This window comes from Paenibacillus sp. GYB006 (assembly GCF_036577645.1).
In the GTDB taxonomy this organism is placed as follows: Bacteria; Bacillota; Bacilli; order Paenibacillales; family Paenibacillaceae; genus Paenibacillus.
Genome location: NZ_JARBDA010000007.1, coordinates 194,144 through 207,555, shown reverse-complemented (window position 1 = coordinate 207,555; position 13,412 = coordinate 194,144). Strand labels below are relative to the sequence as shown.

Genomic DNA, 13,412 nt, shown 5'->3' with positions numbered 1-13,412 from the left:
AAGTGAAAGTGACAAATAACACTGAGCCTGAACAGATTTATGGTCAGGCTAGCGTCTTTAGGCGCAGTTTGGCGACAAGGGGTTATACCCCAAGTACAAACCACCCGTTTTACGGGTGGTCCTGATTGTCCTATATCCTCCAGTTGCATTGTCGAATAAGTTTTTTTGCTGAAGGGGAATCTATAATCGCAACCAAAACTTATATGGAGGTGTATGACTGTTATGAAAAAACAAATGGCAACCATGCTCGCAGCAGCAAGTATCTCTATGGTTATTGCAGTCCCAGCTATGGCTGAAAGCAGTCACATGAAAAATTCGAATACGAATCAGGTTACTGAGACAAAAGGCCATTATGATTCGAAAAGCTATAACGATTCTCTAACTGGTGGATACTCCAACATGTCTCGTACCCGTGGCGTGAATGACAACATGTATAACACCAATAGTTACAATGGTTATGGCACGACGGGTACAGGAACATATGGTACAAACAATGTAAATGCGAATTCTACAAATGACGGTAGCGGAAACTGGGGATGGCTTGGTCTTCTCGGTTTGCTCGGTTTAGCTGGTATGCGCCGTGAGAAGCATGAAGGCAAACCACAACACGCGAAATAAAGAAGGATATGATCTGGAGAAAGTTTTAGAACCAAAATAGACTTCTGCCCTGCCACATTCCGGCTTTGATCATATATTATCTCATACCTTAGTGATGAGGAGGAGATAACAATGAGTGAAGTAACTGGATATGGTTATGGCTGTGGAGGAAGCTACGGTGGGTACGGCGGTGGATGGACATCAATTGGAGCAATTCTTGTTCTTTTCATCCTGTTGGTTATCATCTCTAAAACAATTCTTTACTAAGCAATAGAAAGAGAGCGCCGGCTAATAACTGGTGCTTTTCTTTTTTTGTGGAAACCGTGATTTGACGGTACGTTTTGGTTTATATATACATAGCAAGATGGATGAATGGAAGGGAAGGATGAATAATAGTGGAACAAGAAGATTTAGAGGTATGGGAAAGAGAAATCAGCAGCCGCGTTGAATATTTAGAACAAGAAGCCGAAAAACTGGAACAGCGAATTAAAAAAGCGGAATATAAGGACTACATTATGAGCAGTGCGATGAACAAATTTGCTGATGATGAAGCACAGGTCGATTTTATCAAACACAATTACCTGAATGAATCTAATGAAACCGTAAAATCGCTGAACGAAGAATATGAAGTAATCATTAAAGAGTTGAAATTTCAAAATGCGGTGCTCCAGCAAATTGAACGAGCGAATGCAGTATTGAAAGAGGATGAAGACTAAACTGTTCAGTGTTTTTAATACTCTTACCATAGATTGAAAATAGAAAAGACTGTAGACAAACTAGTCTAGGCTAGTTTGTCTACAGTTTGAATTAAGATCATTAAGTTAAGGCCTCTTATAAAGAATGCTATTCTACAACAGCATCATCGAGGACATATCATTTATTAAAAGTGGTGATCTCTAGTGGGCTCTCTAACCTTAAAAATAGTGAAATAGTTTAGTTTAACTGTGAATTTAAAAGAAATTGTTTTATATGTAACTTAAGATCAATTCGAATCATCTCTTTAGAAACCAAAATTTCATCAATAATGAGACTAAGCATTATCTTTTTCTTCTCCGGTGAAGCTTCTTCGAATACTTCATTCCATTGAGGGATATATTCTTTAAGTAAATTCATCTCATTTATTTCAATGCTTTTAGAGTTTATTAATGTTTCGATTTTGGAAGTTTGATCTTGCAATTCTGCGATGTTTTTTTCTTTCTGTTCAATTAATTGGCTAAGTAAATTCGGTTTGAAAGAACTTTTACCCATTATTGATTTTGGAACTTCAGCGTTTAGAACAGATAACTCTGAGTATTCATTTTCAATTTTATTTTGTAGAACTTTTAATATCTTTTCATCGGTGTTGGCACTTTTATTTTTTATCGCACTAATTTCCTTAGTAAAATTAATCATATTCAAATTCATGCTTTCTTAAAACAGATATAACTTCTACTTAAACGGGAAACTAAAAAATTAAATAGAGAGGTAATGACGACAGATTAAACTGTTGTCTTTTTATTTATCATATGATATATTCACATATATCGTAGGACGGTAGCTCAGAGGGAGAGCACTATCTTGACAGGGTAGGGGTCATGGGTTCGATCCCCATCCGTCCTATATGAGTAGTAAAAAAGCTTACTTTATCTATTTTTATAAATAGATGAAGTGAGCTTTTTTTGTATCCCTAAGTATATTATTAACAAATCAAAATTAGGAGAAATTATCAAGCTTGTAATCTACAATTAGAAGTTTATATGTTTAAAATCTACTCCATTGACACATCCTAAAAGGGAGAATGATCATCTGGAGGATCGCCATCCTATGAAAAAATTATGTGACACGTTCATGGCAAGCTGCATAATTGCAATCTTGCTGCTAAACCTATCAGGATGTACATTAGAGCCATCAGAAGAAACAATAATGCTGCAAGAGAGGCATGATCCTGAATCGGAGCTGCCGATCATTGATGATGTGTACTCTCCTTCGATAAGGGATGATGTTTATTCTTCTACCGATGAGGAAATACTAATACCTTAAATGAAGCTTGCCGTCGCCTAAAGATACAATAAGTCAGTCCGTTCCTTCGGGCTGGCTTATTTCTGCTGTATTGTTGTATAATAGCGTGAGTTTTACGAGTTTAGAGCATCGAAGAGCTAAAGCAGAGGGGGATATCAATGCCAGCTGAAATTATTAATGTAACAACGGAGGAACAGCTAGAACATGGGCTGCACATTCGTAAAGAGGTGTTTGTAAAGGAACAAAACGTTCCCTTAGAAGAAGAAATTGACCAATATGATGTCATTTCTCCCGATGCGCACCATATTCTTATTCAGGATGGTCAGCAGATGGTGGCGACAGGGCGTCTCATTTATTATAAGAAGGATACAGCAAAACTTCAGCGTGTAGCTGTTCTCAAAGACTACCGTGTTCACGGTTACGGCCGTGTATTAATTATGGCGCTAGAAGAGCGTGCAAGAGAGCTGGGTCTTGCGTACTCTATCCTTGATGCACAGTGCCAAGCGGAAGGGTTTTACGCTAAACTGGGTTATGAAGTGATATCGGATGAACCATTTTATGATGCTGGCATTTTACATGTACGGATGCAAAAAGCATTGTAACCTCAGCCTATTTACATAGAGCATTCTTTTTTGGGACACACTATATTTGCCGAGGCTCACAATACCTATTTTAATCGTACTCGGTATAGGTAATTACACCAAATGTAGTGCAAAAAGGAGTGTTGTTCTAATGGAAAATAACACGCGCGAGCACTTTGTCGCTGTTCAGAAAAATGGAGATGGCGATCTAACCGCATTTAAAACTTCCGCAGGTCGTGTTCTGGATTACAACCAGGCATTAAACGAGGTGGAGACTGGAATGATTGCGGGAGCCAACGTATTTAAGGCAAAAGGTGGATCACTCCGGATTCGCGGAGATGCAGACGGAGATCCGAGCAACAACCTAGATCAATTGCCGATATTTGAGTAACGTCTACAAGCATGAAACCGGAGAATAATCCGGTAATATATGAAAAGGGAGCCCTCGGAGGCTCCTTTTTTGCGTGTCATTTGGCATAGATTACAGGTGACTATAAAATTTGGATTCCCATGCACCTTCTTGCGCCGACTCCCATACAATACATTACCTAGGCGAGAGTTCGGGGGCAGACCGAGACCTCTCGCCTGACAAGGGAAGCGGGGAATTGGGCCATGACAAAAGGCAAAGGGAAAAAAGTGGTGGCAAAAAAGGAGAAAATTCGCGGGATGAGGGTGGTTACTTCCGAAGTCTGTGAGGTGTGTAAGACGCCATGCGACATAGGAATGGCCTATGCTGCACGTATGCGAGAGCCAGGCGCTGTAGGTAAAGGTGTACCTTGCATCTTAACGAAACCCAAAGGATAATAGGAAGAACCGCTTTTTTTCTCATGAGACCTGAGAGATAACGCGGTTCTTATTTATTTTAGAAAAAGAGAAAAAAACGACTTTTTTCCGCAACTTGTCTTGCTCGTTGAAGTATAAATAGATATAACTTTTTTGAAGGAGGTAATATAGACCGATGAAATGGAGAAGAACACTTGCCTTGGTACTTGTCTTTTCTCTTGCAGGCAGTGGATCTATGTTATTTGCAGATTCAATCACAGAAAAAATTCGTGTCGTAGTCAATGGCAATGATGTCAGTGGTGGCGGTTATTATATTAATGGGACAACCTATGCCCCTGTGCGTGAACTTAGTGGTCTTGCATCCTGGGATGCAACTAGCAAGAAGGTAACAGTTACGAAGCCTAATGTACATATAACACTGTTTAAGGGTGATACTGTTTTTGGGAATGTAAACGTAGGAAAACTGAAATTTCACGTACTTAGTCAAGTCGATAGTCTAGATGGGAACATTTCAGAAGTCAAAGTTGCTATCACGGATCCTTCCGGAAACACAAAAAATATTCAAACGGAAAAGATGGGAAGCGGTTCAAACGATAACTTTTGGTTCAAAACGAATGATTTCACTTATGATTTTAAGAAAAAAGGGAAGTATAAAGTAGGATTCTATATGAAACCTTCGGGAGGGAATTCATTCTTTCTCGTATCCGAAAAAGTAATTACAGCATTAGATTCATAAACGGGCTCAATTGATTTTATGCTCTAATAGTGTTACGATAATTCGGTATGATTACTTTTATGAGTGTGAATACAATACAAGTATAAATGAAATGAGGTATAGATGAATGAGCGATCATAACCATGTACATGATGAGAACTGCAACCACGACCACGACCACGAACCTCAGGTGCTTATCTTTGAAGATGAGAACGGTAAAGAGATTGAAATGATTCTGGTTCAAACTTTTGATGTAGACAATAAGGAATATGCGGTATTTGTTGAGCGCAACAATCCGGAAGAAGACGGCCTCATTCTTCGCTTTGAAGAAGAGGGCGATGAAGTGAGTCTTTATCAAATCGAAGATGAAGATGAGTGGAATCGTGTAGAAGCTGCATTTAACAAAATGGTTGAAGAGCAGCAATAAGAGCGAAATGAAGCAAGGGAAGTCTCTAGGTATCAGAGGCTTCTTTTTTTGTTGCTAATATATAGAGTGAACGCCTGAAAAGCTTGAAAAAAGGACCCGCGCAGCTTGTCAGCTGAGCAGGTCCTTGCTGTATAAATTGTGTATTCGTTCGTGTTAGAAAATCGGATCTGCTTCTACAATTACTTTTACATTCGTAATATAGCGGTCTTCAGGACCTTTTACCGGTAATCCAACCTCAACGTGTTCCGTAATATAATTAATGTTTTCCTGAGAAATAACCTCTCCCGGAAGCAGGATCGGAATACCAGGGGGATATACATAGATAAATTCAGCAATAATCCGACCAGCGGATTCTTTAAAAGGAATGATTTCTGTATCTCCGTAAAATGCCTCGCGCGGTGTAAGCATGAGCTGAGGAATTTCTGGGATTTTGACTATTAAATCGTTAGCTGTGTTGACATTATAATAAGTTTTGGACAATTCACGAAGTGCATCAAGCAGCGTATTTACTGTTTCATCATTGTCTCCTGGTGTAATGAGACAGAGGATGTTATACATATCGCTCATCTCGACTTCAATATTATAGTGTTCACGCAGCCAGTTCTCAGTATCGTATCCCGTTAAGCCAAGATGACGTACATGAACGGTCACTTTGGTCGGATCATAGCTATACGTTGCTTCTCCTCCAAGTATTTCCTCGCCAAAACAATACAATCCTTCGATATCGTTAATCGAACGTCTTGCATATTCTGCAAGATCAATTGCTTTTTGGGCCATGGAATGTCCATTCAGCGCAAGGTTGCGTCTAGATGTATCCAGTGATGAAAGCAATATATAAGAAGTTGAAGTGGTTGTCAGCATACTGATGATCGTTTGAACCCGCTTTGGATTTACAAATCCATTTTTGGTATTTAGGTTGAGTACTGAACTTTGTGTCATCGAACCGCCGAGCTTATGAACACTGGTTGCTGCCATATCGGCGCCTGCTTCCATAGCTGATATTGGAAGATCCTCATGAAAATGAATAAGGACTCCGTGCGCTTCATCAACAAGTACAGGTACTTGGTAACTATGCGCAAGATCCACGATTTCTTTCAGATTTGCACATACACCAAAGTACGTAGGGTTAATAACGAGCACGGCTTTGGCATCAGGATGACGTTCTAGGGCACGCCGCACCGAGCCGACGGTGATACCGTGATCAATACCTAAATTCTCATCACTCACGGGAGAGACAAACACAGGCTTAGCTCCCGAAAAAATGATGGCAGACATAACCGATTTGTGAACATTACGCGGTACGATGATCTTCTCACCAGGTCCGCATACAGACAGAATCATGGTCATAATGGCACTGCTTGTCCCTTGCACACTAAAGTACGTATAGTCCGCACCAAAAGCATCAGCTGCAAGCATTTGAGCTTCTTCAATAACACCCGTCGGTTGATGCAAATCATCAAGCGGCGCGATGTTAATCAAATCTATGGAAAGGGCATTATCCCCTATAAATTCGCGGAATTCAGAGTCTGTTCCAAGTCCTTTTTTGTGACCAGGGATGTGAAACTGTACCGGATTGTTAGCCGCGTGTGTTTTAAGTGCTGTAAAAAGCGGCGTACGACGGTGATCCATGGATTCTGTCACAACCTTTCTCTATTTGAAATAATAAACCTAAATGAGTATAGCAAAATGGATAAAGATTGTAACGATTTTTTTGTGATAAATCTCACTTCATTAAAAAGCCATTTTATAAAGCGGCGCAAGCTGGGTAAATACTTCTTGGGCCTTTTTACCAAAAGCTTCTCCGTCTAGAAGAAGCGGATCATCTTGTTCAATACGCAGTCCGCATAATATTTCTGATTTTTTCACGGTTTTTAATCGTTCGGCCATTTTCTTAAAATCTGCTTTCGAGATGTCTTTATGAAGGGTTCCTTCTGGATTCATATGATCTGTAGACCAGTAGAAGTGCCCTGGAATATGTTCCATAACATCATCAAGCTGTCTTTCTAATGCTTCAGCAAAGATTTCCTTATTATTACTTTCGTAAATAACGGCAAAAATAACAAATACATGAGTACCAAACATTCCTACTTGAAAATGAGGATATGCCTTGTAACCACGTTTGTTATTAGCGATTGCTACCCAAGTATCATGTGGCGGATTCACGGTACGTCTAGCATGCTTGGCCACATGAACAAACATTTCCTCTCCAACTAAATCAGTTAGAAACGGGGCAGTTGCTGCACCAATCTCGTTCAGTTTTGGACGAATTCTTTCAATTAATAATTCCATTCGGGGTTCGAGCCCAGGTACATCAAAGACATCAAAATCTTTGGATGTAAATGAAGGGTATTTTAGTGTAGTCATCGGGTTAACTTCCTCCTTATGTGTAAATGGACAAGTTTTATTTATATAAGCATGAACCTTATCACTTGCCAATATAATAGGATACAAAACAATATGGGACTCATTATAACACAGGTACCTCCATTCGCACTTCCTTAAAGCCTGTCCCTTATCTGTATTGTTAATGAAGATTTCGTGTCTTAAAAAAATGGACTTATAACTACGTACCCTTACCTTACGTGTCGTATAAAATAGGGTAAGCCGACTTATGGTGAAGCGTAGATCATAGGGGCCATGGCGGAAAGTCACATAATAAGACTCCGGATCAATCATCCGGCATGGAGGAGGAAGTGCCGTGAACAAGAGCTATGAAGTGGAATACTGCAATCTAGAGCTCCGGTTTAACCGTCGGCATATCCAACAGCTCATCAAAGACTTAATTCAGGAAGGATATTCGCTGTATTGGAGTGAAGATGAAAGCTTGTTCATTCTTTCCGTGAGAACGGGTCGTAAATTGGTTAAACTGAAATTTCAACTCATGCGTACGGGCGATTACAAGTTGATTGGTGATTATATTATTAAGGATGCGAAACTTGCCGAGTTCATAGAGAAACTCATTGGAGATACTCGAGGCCATGCGGTTGTCCGCAGGTTTAAAGATCACATCATCGTTATAGAGAATATATTGTTCGGCGAGGTTATACGTCTGGTGGAAGTATCGGGTTTTAAACAAAGGGTGATCTATCAGAAGGGGCCGACCCCTACGATGGAAGAGATGGAGGAAATGTTCTCATCGCAAGAAGGGGAAATGAGACTGCTCTTGTTAAAGATGGAAGTGGATGATGAACTCGAACGGCTTCATGCCGCCATCCATAATGGAGACGAGGCTAAGGCGGAGTCTTGCCGCAACTATTTAAAGCAAATGCAGAATCGAATGTTCATGCTTGAATGGTAAATAGCCGTATGAACCATACTATTATTTATATGAGTATTTGATGAACACCTCATGAAAAGAGGTGTTTTATCCTTGTTTACACTTTAGCGGGGGGTTCACTTCCTTTTGCAAAAGCGTTAGAATAGGATTATTGTTAGGGCGTCCTTCTTTTGCTTACATAATTTTTAAGGAATGATAACTGTCTGCTTATGGACAAGTTCCTTACCCGGACGGCTCTAGTAACATAAGATACATCAAAATAACGTGGCAAAGGATGGAGAATATATTGACTAAACAACAAATTGGCGTTATCGGTCTAGCCGTAATGGGCAAGAATTTAGCCCTGAATATTGAAAGCAAGGGGTTTACGGTGTCTGTATTTAACCGTTCTCCGGAAAAAACACAGGATCTTCTGAAAGAAGCAGAAGGTAAAAATTTGGAAGGCTTCTTCTCTATTGAAGAGTTTGTACAATCTCTTGAATCTCCGCGTAAGATTCTTATTATGGTACAAGCAGGACCAGCTACAGATGCAACGATTGGGCAGCTTATTCCTCATCTAGACAAAGGCGACATTATTATCGATGGTGGTAATGCTTACTTCCCTGATACGGTTCGCCGTAGCAAAGAACTGGAAGAGCAAGGTTTCCGCTTCATTGGTGCTGGTGTATCCGGTGGTGAAGAAGGCGCACTGAAAGGCCCGGCAATTATGCCTGGAGGTCAGGAAAGTGCTTATGAACTTGTAAAACCAATCTTAACTTCGATCGCGGCTCAAGTAGATGGAGAGCCTTGCACAACATATATCGGTCCTGATGGTGCTGGACATTATGTAAAAATGGTACACAACGGTATTGAATACGGTGATATGCAGCTGATCGGTGAAGCATATCATTTGATGAAAGATGTACTTGGTCTTACTGCAGAAGAATTCCACGAACTCTTCTCCGAATGGAACAAGGGCGAGCTTGACAGCTACCTGATCGAAATTACGGCTGATATCTTCTCTAAATATGATGAAGAAACAGGCAAACCAATGGTAGATGTGATCCTCGATGCTGCTGGACAAAAAGGTACAGGAAAATGGACAAGCCAAAGTGCGCTGGATCTCGGCGTTCCATTGTCTATGATTACTGAATCCGTATTCTCCCGTTTCTTATCTGCGATGAAAGAAGAGCGTGTTGCAGCTAGTAAAGTGCTCAGCGGTCCAAAAACAGAGCCATTCTCCGGTGATAAACAAGAATTCATCGAGAACGTTCGTAAAGCATTGTTCGCAAGTAAAATCGTATCTTATGCACAAGGTTTTGCTCAAATGCGCGCTGCTTCCGACGAATATGGCTGGAATTTGAAATATGGAAACATTGCAATGATCTTCCGCGGAGGATGTATCATTCGTTCCCAATTCTTGCAAAACATCAAAGAGGCTTATGATAAAGATGCAGAACTGAAAAACCTGCTCTTGGATCCATACTTCAAAAATGTTGTGGAATCTTACCAAGATGCATGGCGTAAAGTGATTTCTGTTGCTGTAGAAAAAGGAGTTCCGGTACCTGGATTCTCCAGTGCTCTTTCTTACTATGACAGCTATCGTACAGAACGTCTTCCAGCGAATCTGCTTCAAGCACAGCGCGACTACTTCGGTGCACATACGTTCAAACGTGTGGACAAAGAAGGAACATTCCACCACAACTGGATGGAAAAATAAGAACGGCTTTAAGATACACTATAATTCATGCTGCTTTGCTGCATTTCTCCGCGAAGACCATAAAGTGCCTCGTGCAAACAGGTCCTTAGTCTTTCTTGTGTTGAATAGGAAGAGGTATGCTCTCCCAACAGCAACATCGCAGCTTCACTAAAATATTGAAAATTAGTAATAAGACGTGGTTTTGGTAGATCCATGAGAAGTGGGTCTTCCAAAGCCACTTTTTGTTGTACATAATGCAGTACGAGCAGTACGTCATCTCTGCATATCACATAACCTGGTTCAAAGATACGTGTGATTCTGCTAGGAAGCACAGGTAGTTTCAGTACGGGCAGATAAGCTAAATCATCCATCATGTTCACACTCCTTACAGGTATCTATCCTTTTCTTCTCTATCATCCATACGTAAAAGGATGTCCTGATATGCTTCTTGGCGGATCTTTTTTTCTGTGTTATGTTTAGTAGAATAAAAAAAGATGGAACTAACTGGGTCTTATAATGAAGGGGTGGCAAGGCAGTGAGCAGCAAAGCGGATAATATCATTCTTATTGGAATGATGGGCACAGGCAAGACAACAGTATCCAGCATACTGGCACAAGAACTTGGATACACGCTCATAGATATTGATACGGATGTAGAAGCACAAGAAGGCTGTCCAATCCCCGTCTTATTTCAAGAAAAGGGAGAAAGTTATTTTCGCCAAGTAGAGAGTGATACCTTATGTAGAATTCTCAAAGGGACTTCTCAAGTCGTTTCTACGGGAGGCGGATCTGTACTTCGAGCGGAGAACCGGGAACTAATGAAGGAAGCAGGTTGGGTTATTGCATTGACAGCGAGTGCAGATTCCATTATTTCACGTGTGTCGTCTAATGATGATAGACCGCTGCTTGCAGGTAATATAGAGGAACGGGTAAAGAATATAATGGAAGAACGTAAAGATGCATATTCTTTTGCAGATGTTACCATTGATACTTCGGAGTTAAGCCCGGAAGAAGTTGTTCGTCATATTTTAACGCTTTACCGCGTCTAAGCTGTTGTGCTTTTCAGGTACATTGTAGTATGATCGTAAAAAGAAAAAGGGCAGGCGCTGCCTGCCCGTTCTGTCTACTCTTAATTAAGTCCAGGCAAGCATGCCGCCAACAAGGTTCACACAGCTCGGATATCCGAGCTCTGTTAGATATTCACAAGCTCTTTCACTGCGATAACCACTGCGGCAGATCAAAATTGTTTCCTGCGTTTTCTCGATCTCATCAAGACGATCAGGAATTTGTCCAAGTGGAATATGTTTTGCTCCTGGAATCATTCCAGCAGCAACTTCTTCATCTTCACGAACATCAATCATTTGAATAGCTTCTCCTGACTGTAGACGAGCCTTAAGTTCAGCAGGTGTAATCTCGAGTATTTGATTCATGAGTCATCCTCTTTTCTATGGTTACTATATATTGGTGTAATCCGAATGGACAAGTTCTTATGGATAACTATACCATGATACCGAAGGGAAGAGGAGACTGTCAATTTCATTACATTTCATTACGAAGGTTGATCCCGAGTATTAAGCCGCAGCTGATTATATATAAAAAAGGAGTTATAACTATGGACGTTATCGTAAACAACACCCCTTCCTTAACGGGAACGATTGACGCTTTATCTTCTAAAAACTACACAACGCGTTATTTGCTTGTTGCTGCATTAGCAGAAGGAACGAGTACAATCTATTATCCTGCCCACAGTGAGGACAGCGATGCGATGCGCCGCTGTATTCAGGATTTGGGTGCTGTTCTTGTAGAAGACGATGAGAAAATCACCATTACTGGGTTTGGCTCTACTCCTCGTCCCACAGGCGAACTGAATGTAGGGAATGCAGGAGCCGTTCTGCGTTTTCTGATGGGGATTGCCGCACTTGGTGAGGAGATTACATTCGTTAATACATACCCCGAATCTCTTGGTAAAAGACCTCATCAAGATTTAATTGATGCACTCGAGCAGCTGGGCGCCGAAGTAGATCATCAGGAGGGAAGACTGCCGATCACCATTCGTGGCGGTAAGCCGCAAGGCGGAGTTATTCGAGTATCGGGATCTGTAAGTTCTCAGTATCTGAGTGCGCTGCTCTTTCTGACACCGCTTCTTCCGCATGATAGTACGATTGAAGTTCTTCATGATCTGAAATCGAAAGTCGTGATCGGGCAAACACTCGAAGTGTTAGAACAAGCCGGTATCATTATTCATGCAAGTGATGACTATATGTCTTTTCAAGTTCCTGGTTCTCAAAAATATCAACCGGCGAATTATACAGTCCAAGGAGATTATCCTGGATCAGCAGCGATTTTAGCAGCGGCTGCGGTGACAAACTCAGATGTAAAGGTTACGCGGTTAATGGAGAAGAGTAAACAGGGTGAACGTGCTATTATCGATGTGCTGAAAATGATGAATGTTCCGCTCACACATGAAGATAATATCGTCCATGTTCAAGGAAATGGGAAACTTACGGCTGTCGAATTTGATGGAGATGCAGCTACGGATGCGGTACTTGCTATGGTTGCAGCAGCTGTTTTTGCGGAAGGTACTTCGCGCTTTTATAATGTGGAGAATTTAAGGTATAAAGAATGCGACCGAATCACCGATTATTTACATGAACTCAGTAAAGCTGGCGCAAAAGTCGAAGAAAGACAAGCGGAGATTATTGTCCACGGACGACCTGAAGGGGTAGAAGGCGGCGTTGAAATTAACGCTCATTATGATCATCGTGTCATTATGGCACTCACGGTGGTGGGTCTTCGTTCCAAAGAGCCGCTGCGTATTAAAGATGCTCATCACGTTGCAAAATCCTATCCTGGATATTTCGATCATTTACAGGCGCTTGGCGCCAACGTAGAATGGGTATAGTAATGTTAGAAAGGTGCTGATCATTATGGCATTTGAAAACCCATCACGGGATGAGATTAAAGAACTTCTTCGTTCTGCTGGAAATATTGCTGTTGTCGGTTTATCAGATAAACCGGACCGAACTTCTTACATGGTCTCAGAAGCTATGCAAAGCAGGGGATATCGCATTATTCCAGTTAACCCTAGAGCAGATGAAATTCTAGGGGAGAAATGTTATGCAAAACTTGCGGACATTCCTGAGCCTGTTGATATCGTAAATGTATTCCGCCGGAGTGAATACTGCGGTGAAGTGGCAAAAGAGGCAGCCGAGATCAAAGCTAAAGTACTATGGTTACAACTCGGTGTTGTCAGTGATGAAGCAGCTCAGATTGGTGAAGAACATGGCATGACGGTCATCATGGATCGATGCATTAAAGTGGAAGATTCCATTTTACTTGGCAAAGAGCAGAGGTAAA

Annotated in this window: 19 protein-coding genes and 1 tRNA gene; 15 read left to right on the top strand and 5 right to left on the bottom strand. The window is 41.1% G+C overall.

Annotation, left to right across the window (positions count from 1 at the left end; all coding sequences use genetic code 11):
- Window positions 1–222: 222 nt before the first annotated feature.
- The 3 genes from PV403_RS17225 to PV403_RS17215 all read left to right on the top strand — a co-directional run bounded on the left by PV403_RS17225 (window position 223) and on the right by PV403_RS17215 (window position 1,313).
- Complete coding sequence (locus PV403_RS17225) at window positions 223–618, top strand: WGxxGxxG family protein (RefSeq protein ID WP_442951771.1); 396 nt, start codon at window positions 223–225, stop codon at window positions 616–618.
- A gap of 111 nt (window positions 619–729) precedes the next feature.
- The gene (locus tag PV403_RS17220) at window positions 730–864 is read left to right on the top strand and encodes a YjcZ family sporulation protein (protein WP_213529930.1); all 135 of its coding nucleotides are present in this window, start codon (window positions 730–732) and stop codon (window positions 862–864) included.
- Between the two features lie 128 nt (window positions 865–992).
- On the top strand, window positions 993–1,313 hold the full coding sequence (locus PV403_RS17215; protein ID WP_213529928.1) for a hypothetical protein: 321 nt from the start codon (window positions 993–995) through the stop codon (window positions 1,311–1,313).
- Window positions 1,314–1,530: 217 nt separating this feature from the next.
- Here PV403_RS17215 and PV403_RS17210 read toward each other — a convergent pair whose 3' ends face one another.
- On the bottom strand, window positions 1,531–1,995 hold the full coding sequence (locus tag PV403_RS17210; RefSeq protein ID WP_332085388.1) for a hypothetical protein: 465 nt from the start codon (window positions 1,993–1,995) through the stop codon (window positions 1,531–1,533).
- A 129-nt stretch (window positions 1,996–2,124) separates the two neighbouring features.
- Here PV403_RS17210 and PV403_RS17205 point away from each other — a divergent pair.
- The 7 genes from PV403_RS17205 to PV403_RS17175 all read left to right on the top strand — a co-directional run bounded on the left by PV403_RS17205 (window position 2,125) and on the right by PV403_RS17175 (window position 5,101).
- Window positions 2,125–2,196 (top strand) — tRNA-Val (locus PV403_RS17205).
- A gap of 204 nt (window positions 2,197–2,400) precedes the next feature.
- Window positions 2,401–2,616, top strand: a complete 216-nt coding sequence (locus PV403_RS17200; protein ID WP_332085387.1) for a hypothetical protein — start codon at window positions 2,401–2,403, stop codon at window positions 2,614–2,616.
- A 137-nt stretch (window positions 2,617–2,753) separates the two neighbouring features.
- A complete protein-coding gene (locus PV403_RS17195; RefSeq protein WP_332085386.1) occupies window positions 2,754–3,197 on the top strand; it encodes a GNAT family N-acetyltransferase in 444 nt (147 codons plus the stop codon).
- A 130-nt stretch (window positions 3,198–3,327) separates the two neighbouring features.
- Window positions 3,328–3,567 (top strand): DUF3892 domain-containing protein, encoded by a 240-nt coding sequence (locus tag PV403_RS17190; protein ID WP_332085385.1) that lies wholly within the window; start codon window positions 3,328–3,330, stop codon window positions 3,565–3,567.
- Window positions 3,568–3,788: 221 nt separating this feature from the next.
- On the top strand, window positions 3,789–3,980 hold the full coding sequence (locus PV403_RS17185; protein ID WP_332085384.1) for a hypothetical protein: 192 nt from the start codon (window positions 3,789–3,791) through the stop codon (window positions 3,978–3,980).
- A 154-nt stretch (window positions 3,981–4,134) separates the two neighbouring features.
- Window positions 4,135–4,695, top strand: a complete 561-nt coding sequence (locus PV403_RS17180; protein ID WP_332085383.1) for a copper amine oxidase — start codon at window positions 4,135–4,137, stop codon at window positions 4,693–4,695.
- Between the two features lie 106 nt (window positions 4,696–4,801).
- Window positions 4,802–5,101 (top strand): DUF1292 domain-containing protein, encoded by a 300-nt coding sequence (locus tag PV403_RS17175; protein ID WP_160036999.1) that lies wholly within the window; start codon window positions 4,802–4,804, stop codon window positions 5,099–5,101.
- Window positions 5,102–5,254: 153 nt separating this feature from the next.
- Here the strand turns inward: PV403_RS17175 and PV403_RS17170 are convergent, their stop codons facing one another.
- Both PV403_RS17170 and PV403_RS17165 read right to left on the bottom strand, forming a co-directional pair.
- Complete coding sequence (locus tag PV403_RS17170) at window positions 5,255–6,730, bottom strand: aminotransferase class I/II-fold pyridoxal phosphate-dependent enzyme (RefSeq protein WP_332085382.1); 1,476 nt, start codon at window positions 6,728–6,730, stop codon at window positions 5,255–5,257.
- A 102-nt stretch (window positions 6,731–6,832) separates the two neighbouring features.
- Complete coding sequence (locus PV403_RS17165) at window positions 6,833–7,465, bottom strand: YktB family protein (protein WP_332085381.1); 633 nt, start codon at window positions 7,463–7,465, stop codon at window positions 6,833–6,835.
- A gap of 334 nt (window positions 7,466–7,799) precedes the next feature.
- Between PV403_RS17165 and PV403_RS17160 the strand changes: the two genes are divergently transcribed.
- Window positions 7,800–8,399 carry a hypothetical protein gene (locus PV403_RS17160; protein ID WP_213529915.1) on the top strand — a complete coding sequence of 200 codons (600 nt, stop codon included), beginning with the start codon at window positions 7,800–7,802 and terminating at the stop codon, window positions 8,397–8,399.
- 265 nt (window positions 8,400–8,664) lie between these two features.
- Window positions 8,665–10,077: an NADP-dependent phosphogluconate dehydrogenase gene (gene gndA, locus PV403_RS17155; protein ID WP_213529914.1), complete on the top strand. Its 1,413-nt coding sequence runs from the start codon at window positions 8,665–8,667 to the stop codon at window positions 10,075–10,077.
- An 8-nt stretch (window positions 10,078–10,085) separates the two neighbouring features.
- On the opposite strand, the gene PV403_RS17150 is transcribed toward gndA, so the two are convergent.
- On the bottom strand, window positions 10,086–10,430 hold the full coding sequence (locus PV403_RS17150) for a hypothetical protein (protein WP_249716843.1): 345 nt from the start codon (window positions 10,428–10,430) through the stop codon (window positions 10,086–10,088).
- Window positions 10,431–10,591: 161 nt separating this feature from the next.
- Between PV403_RS17150 and PV403_RS17145 the strand changes: the two genes are divergently transcribed.
- The gene (locus PV403_RS17145) at window positions 10,592–11,104 is read left to right on the top strand and encodes a shikimate kinase (protein ID WP_283771229.1); all 513 of its coding nucleotides are present in this window, start codon (window positions 10,592–10,594) and stop codon (window positions 11,102–11,104) included.
- Between the two features lie 84 nt (window positions 11,105–11,188).
- On the opposite strand, the gene PV403_RS17140 is transcribed toward PV403_RS17145, so the two are convergent.
- Entirely contained in the window at window positions 11,189–11,485 is a 297-nt protein-coding gene (locus PV403_RS17140; protein WP_191799043.1) for a rhodanese-like domain-containing protein, read from the bottom strand.
- A gap of 182 nt (window positions 11,486–11,667) precedes the next feature.
- Between PV403_RS17140 and aroA the strand changes: the two genes are divergently transcribed.
- Together aroA and PV403_RS17130 are read left to right on the top strand one after the other, a co-directional pair.
- Window positions 11,668–12,957 carry a 3-phosphoshikimate 1-carboxyvinyltransferase gene (gene aroA, locus PV403_RS17135; protein WP_332085380.1) on the top strand — a complete coding sequence of 430 codons (1,290 nt, stop codon included), beginning with the start codon at window positions 11,668–11,670 and terminating at the stop codon, window positions 12,955–12,957.
- Between the two features lie 25 nt (window positions 12,958–12,982).
- Window positions 12,983–13,411 (top strand): CoA-binding protein, encoded by a 429-nt coding sequence (locus PV403_RS17130; protein ID WP_213529911.1) that lies wholly within the window; start codon window positions 12,983–12,985, stop codon window positions 13,409–13,411.
- Window position 13,412 lies beyond the last annotated feature (1 nt).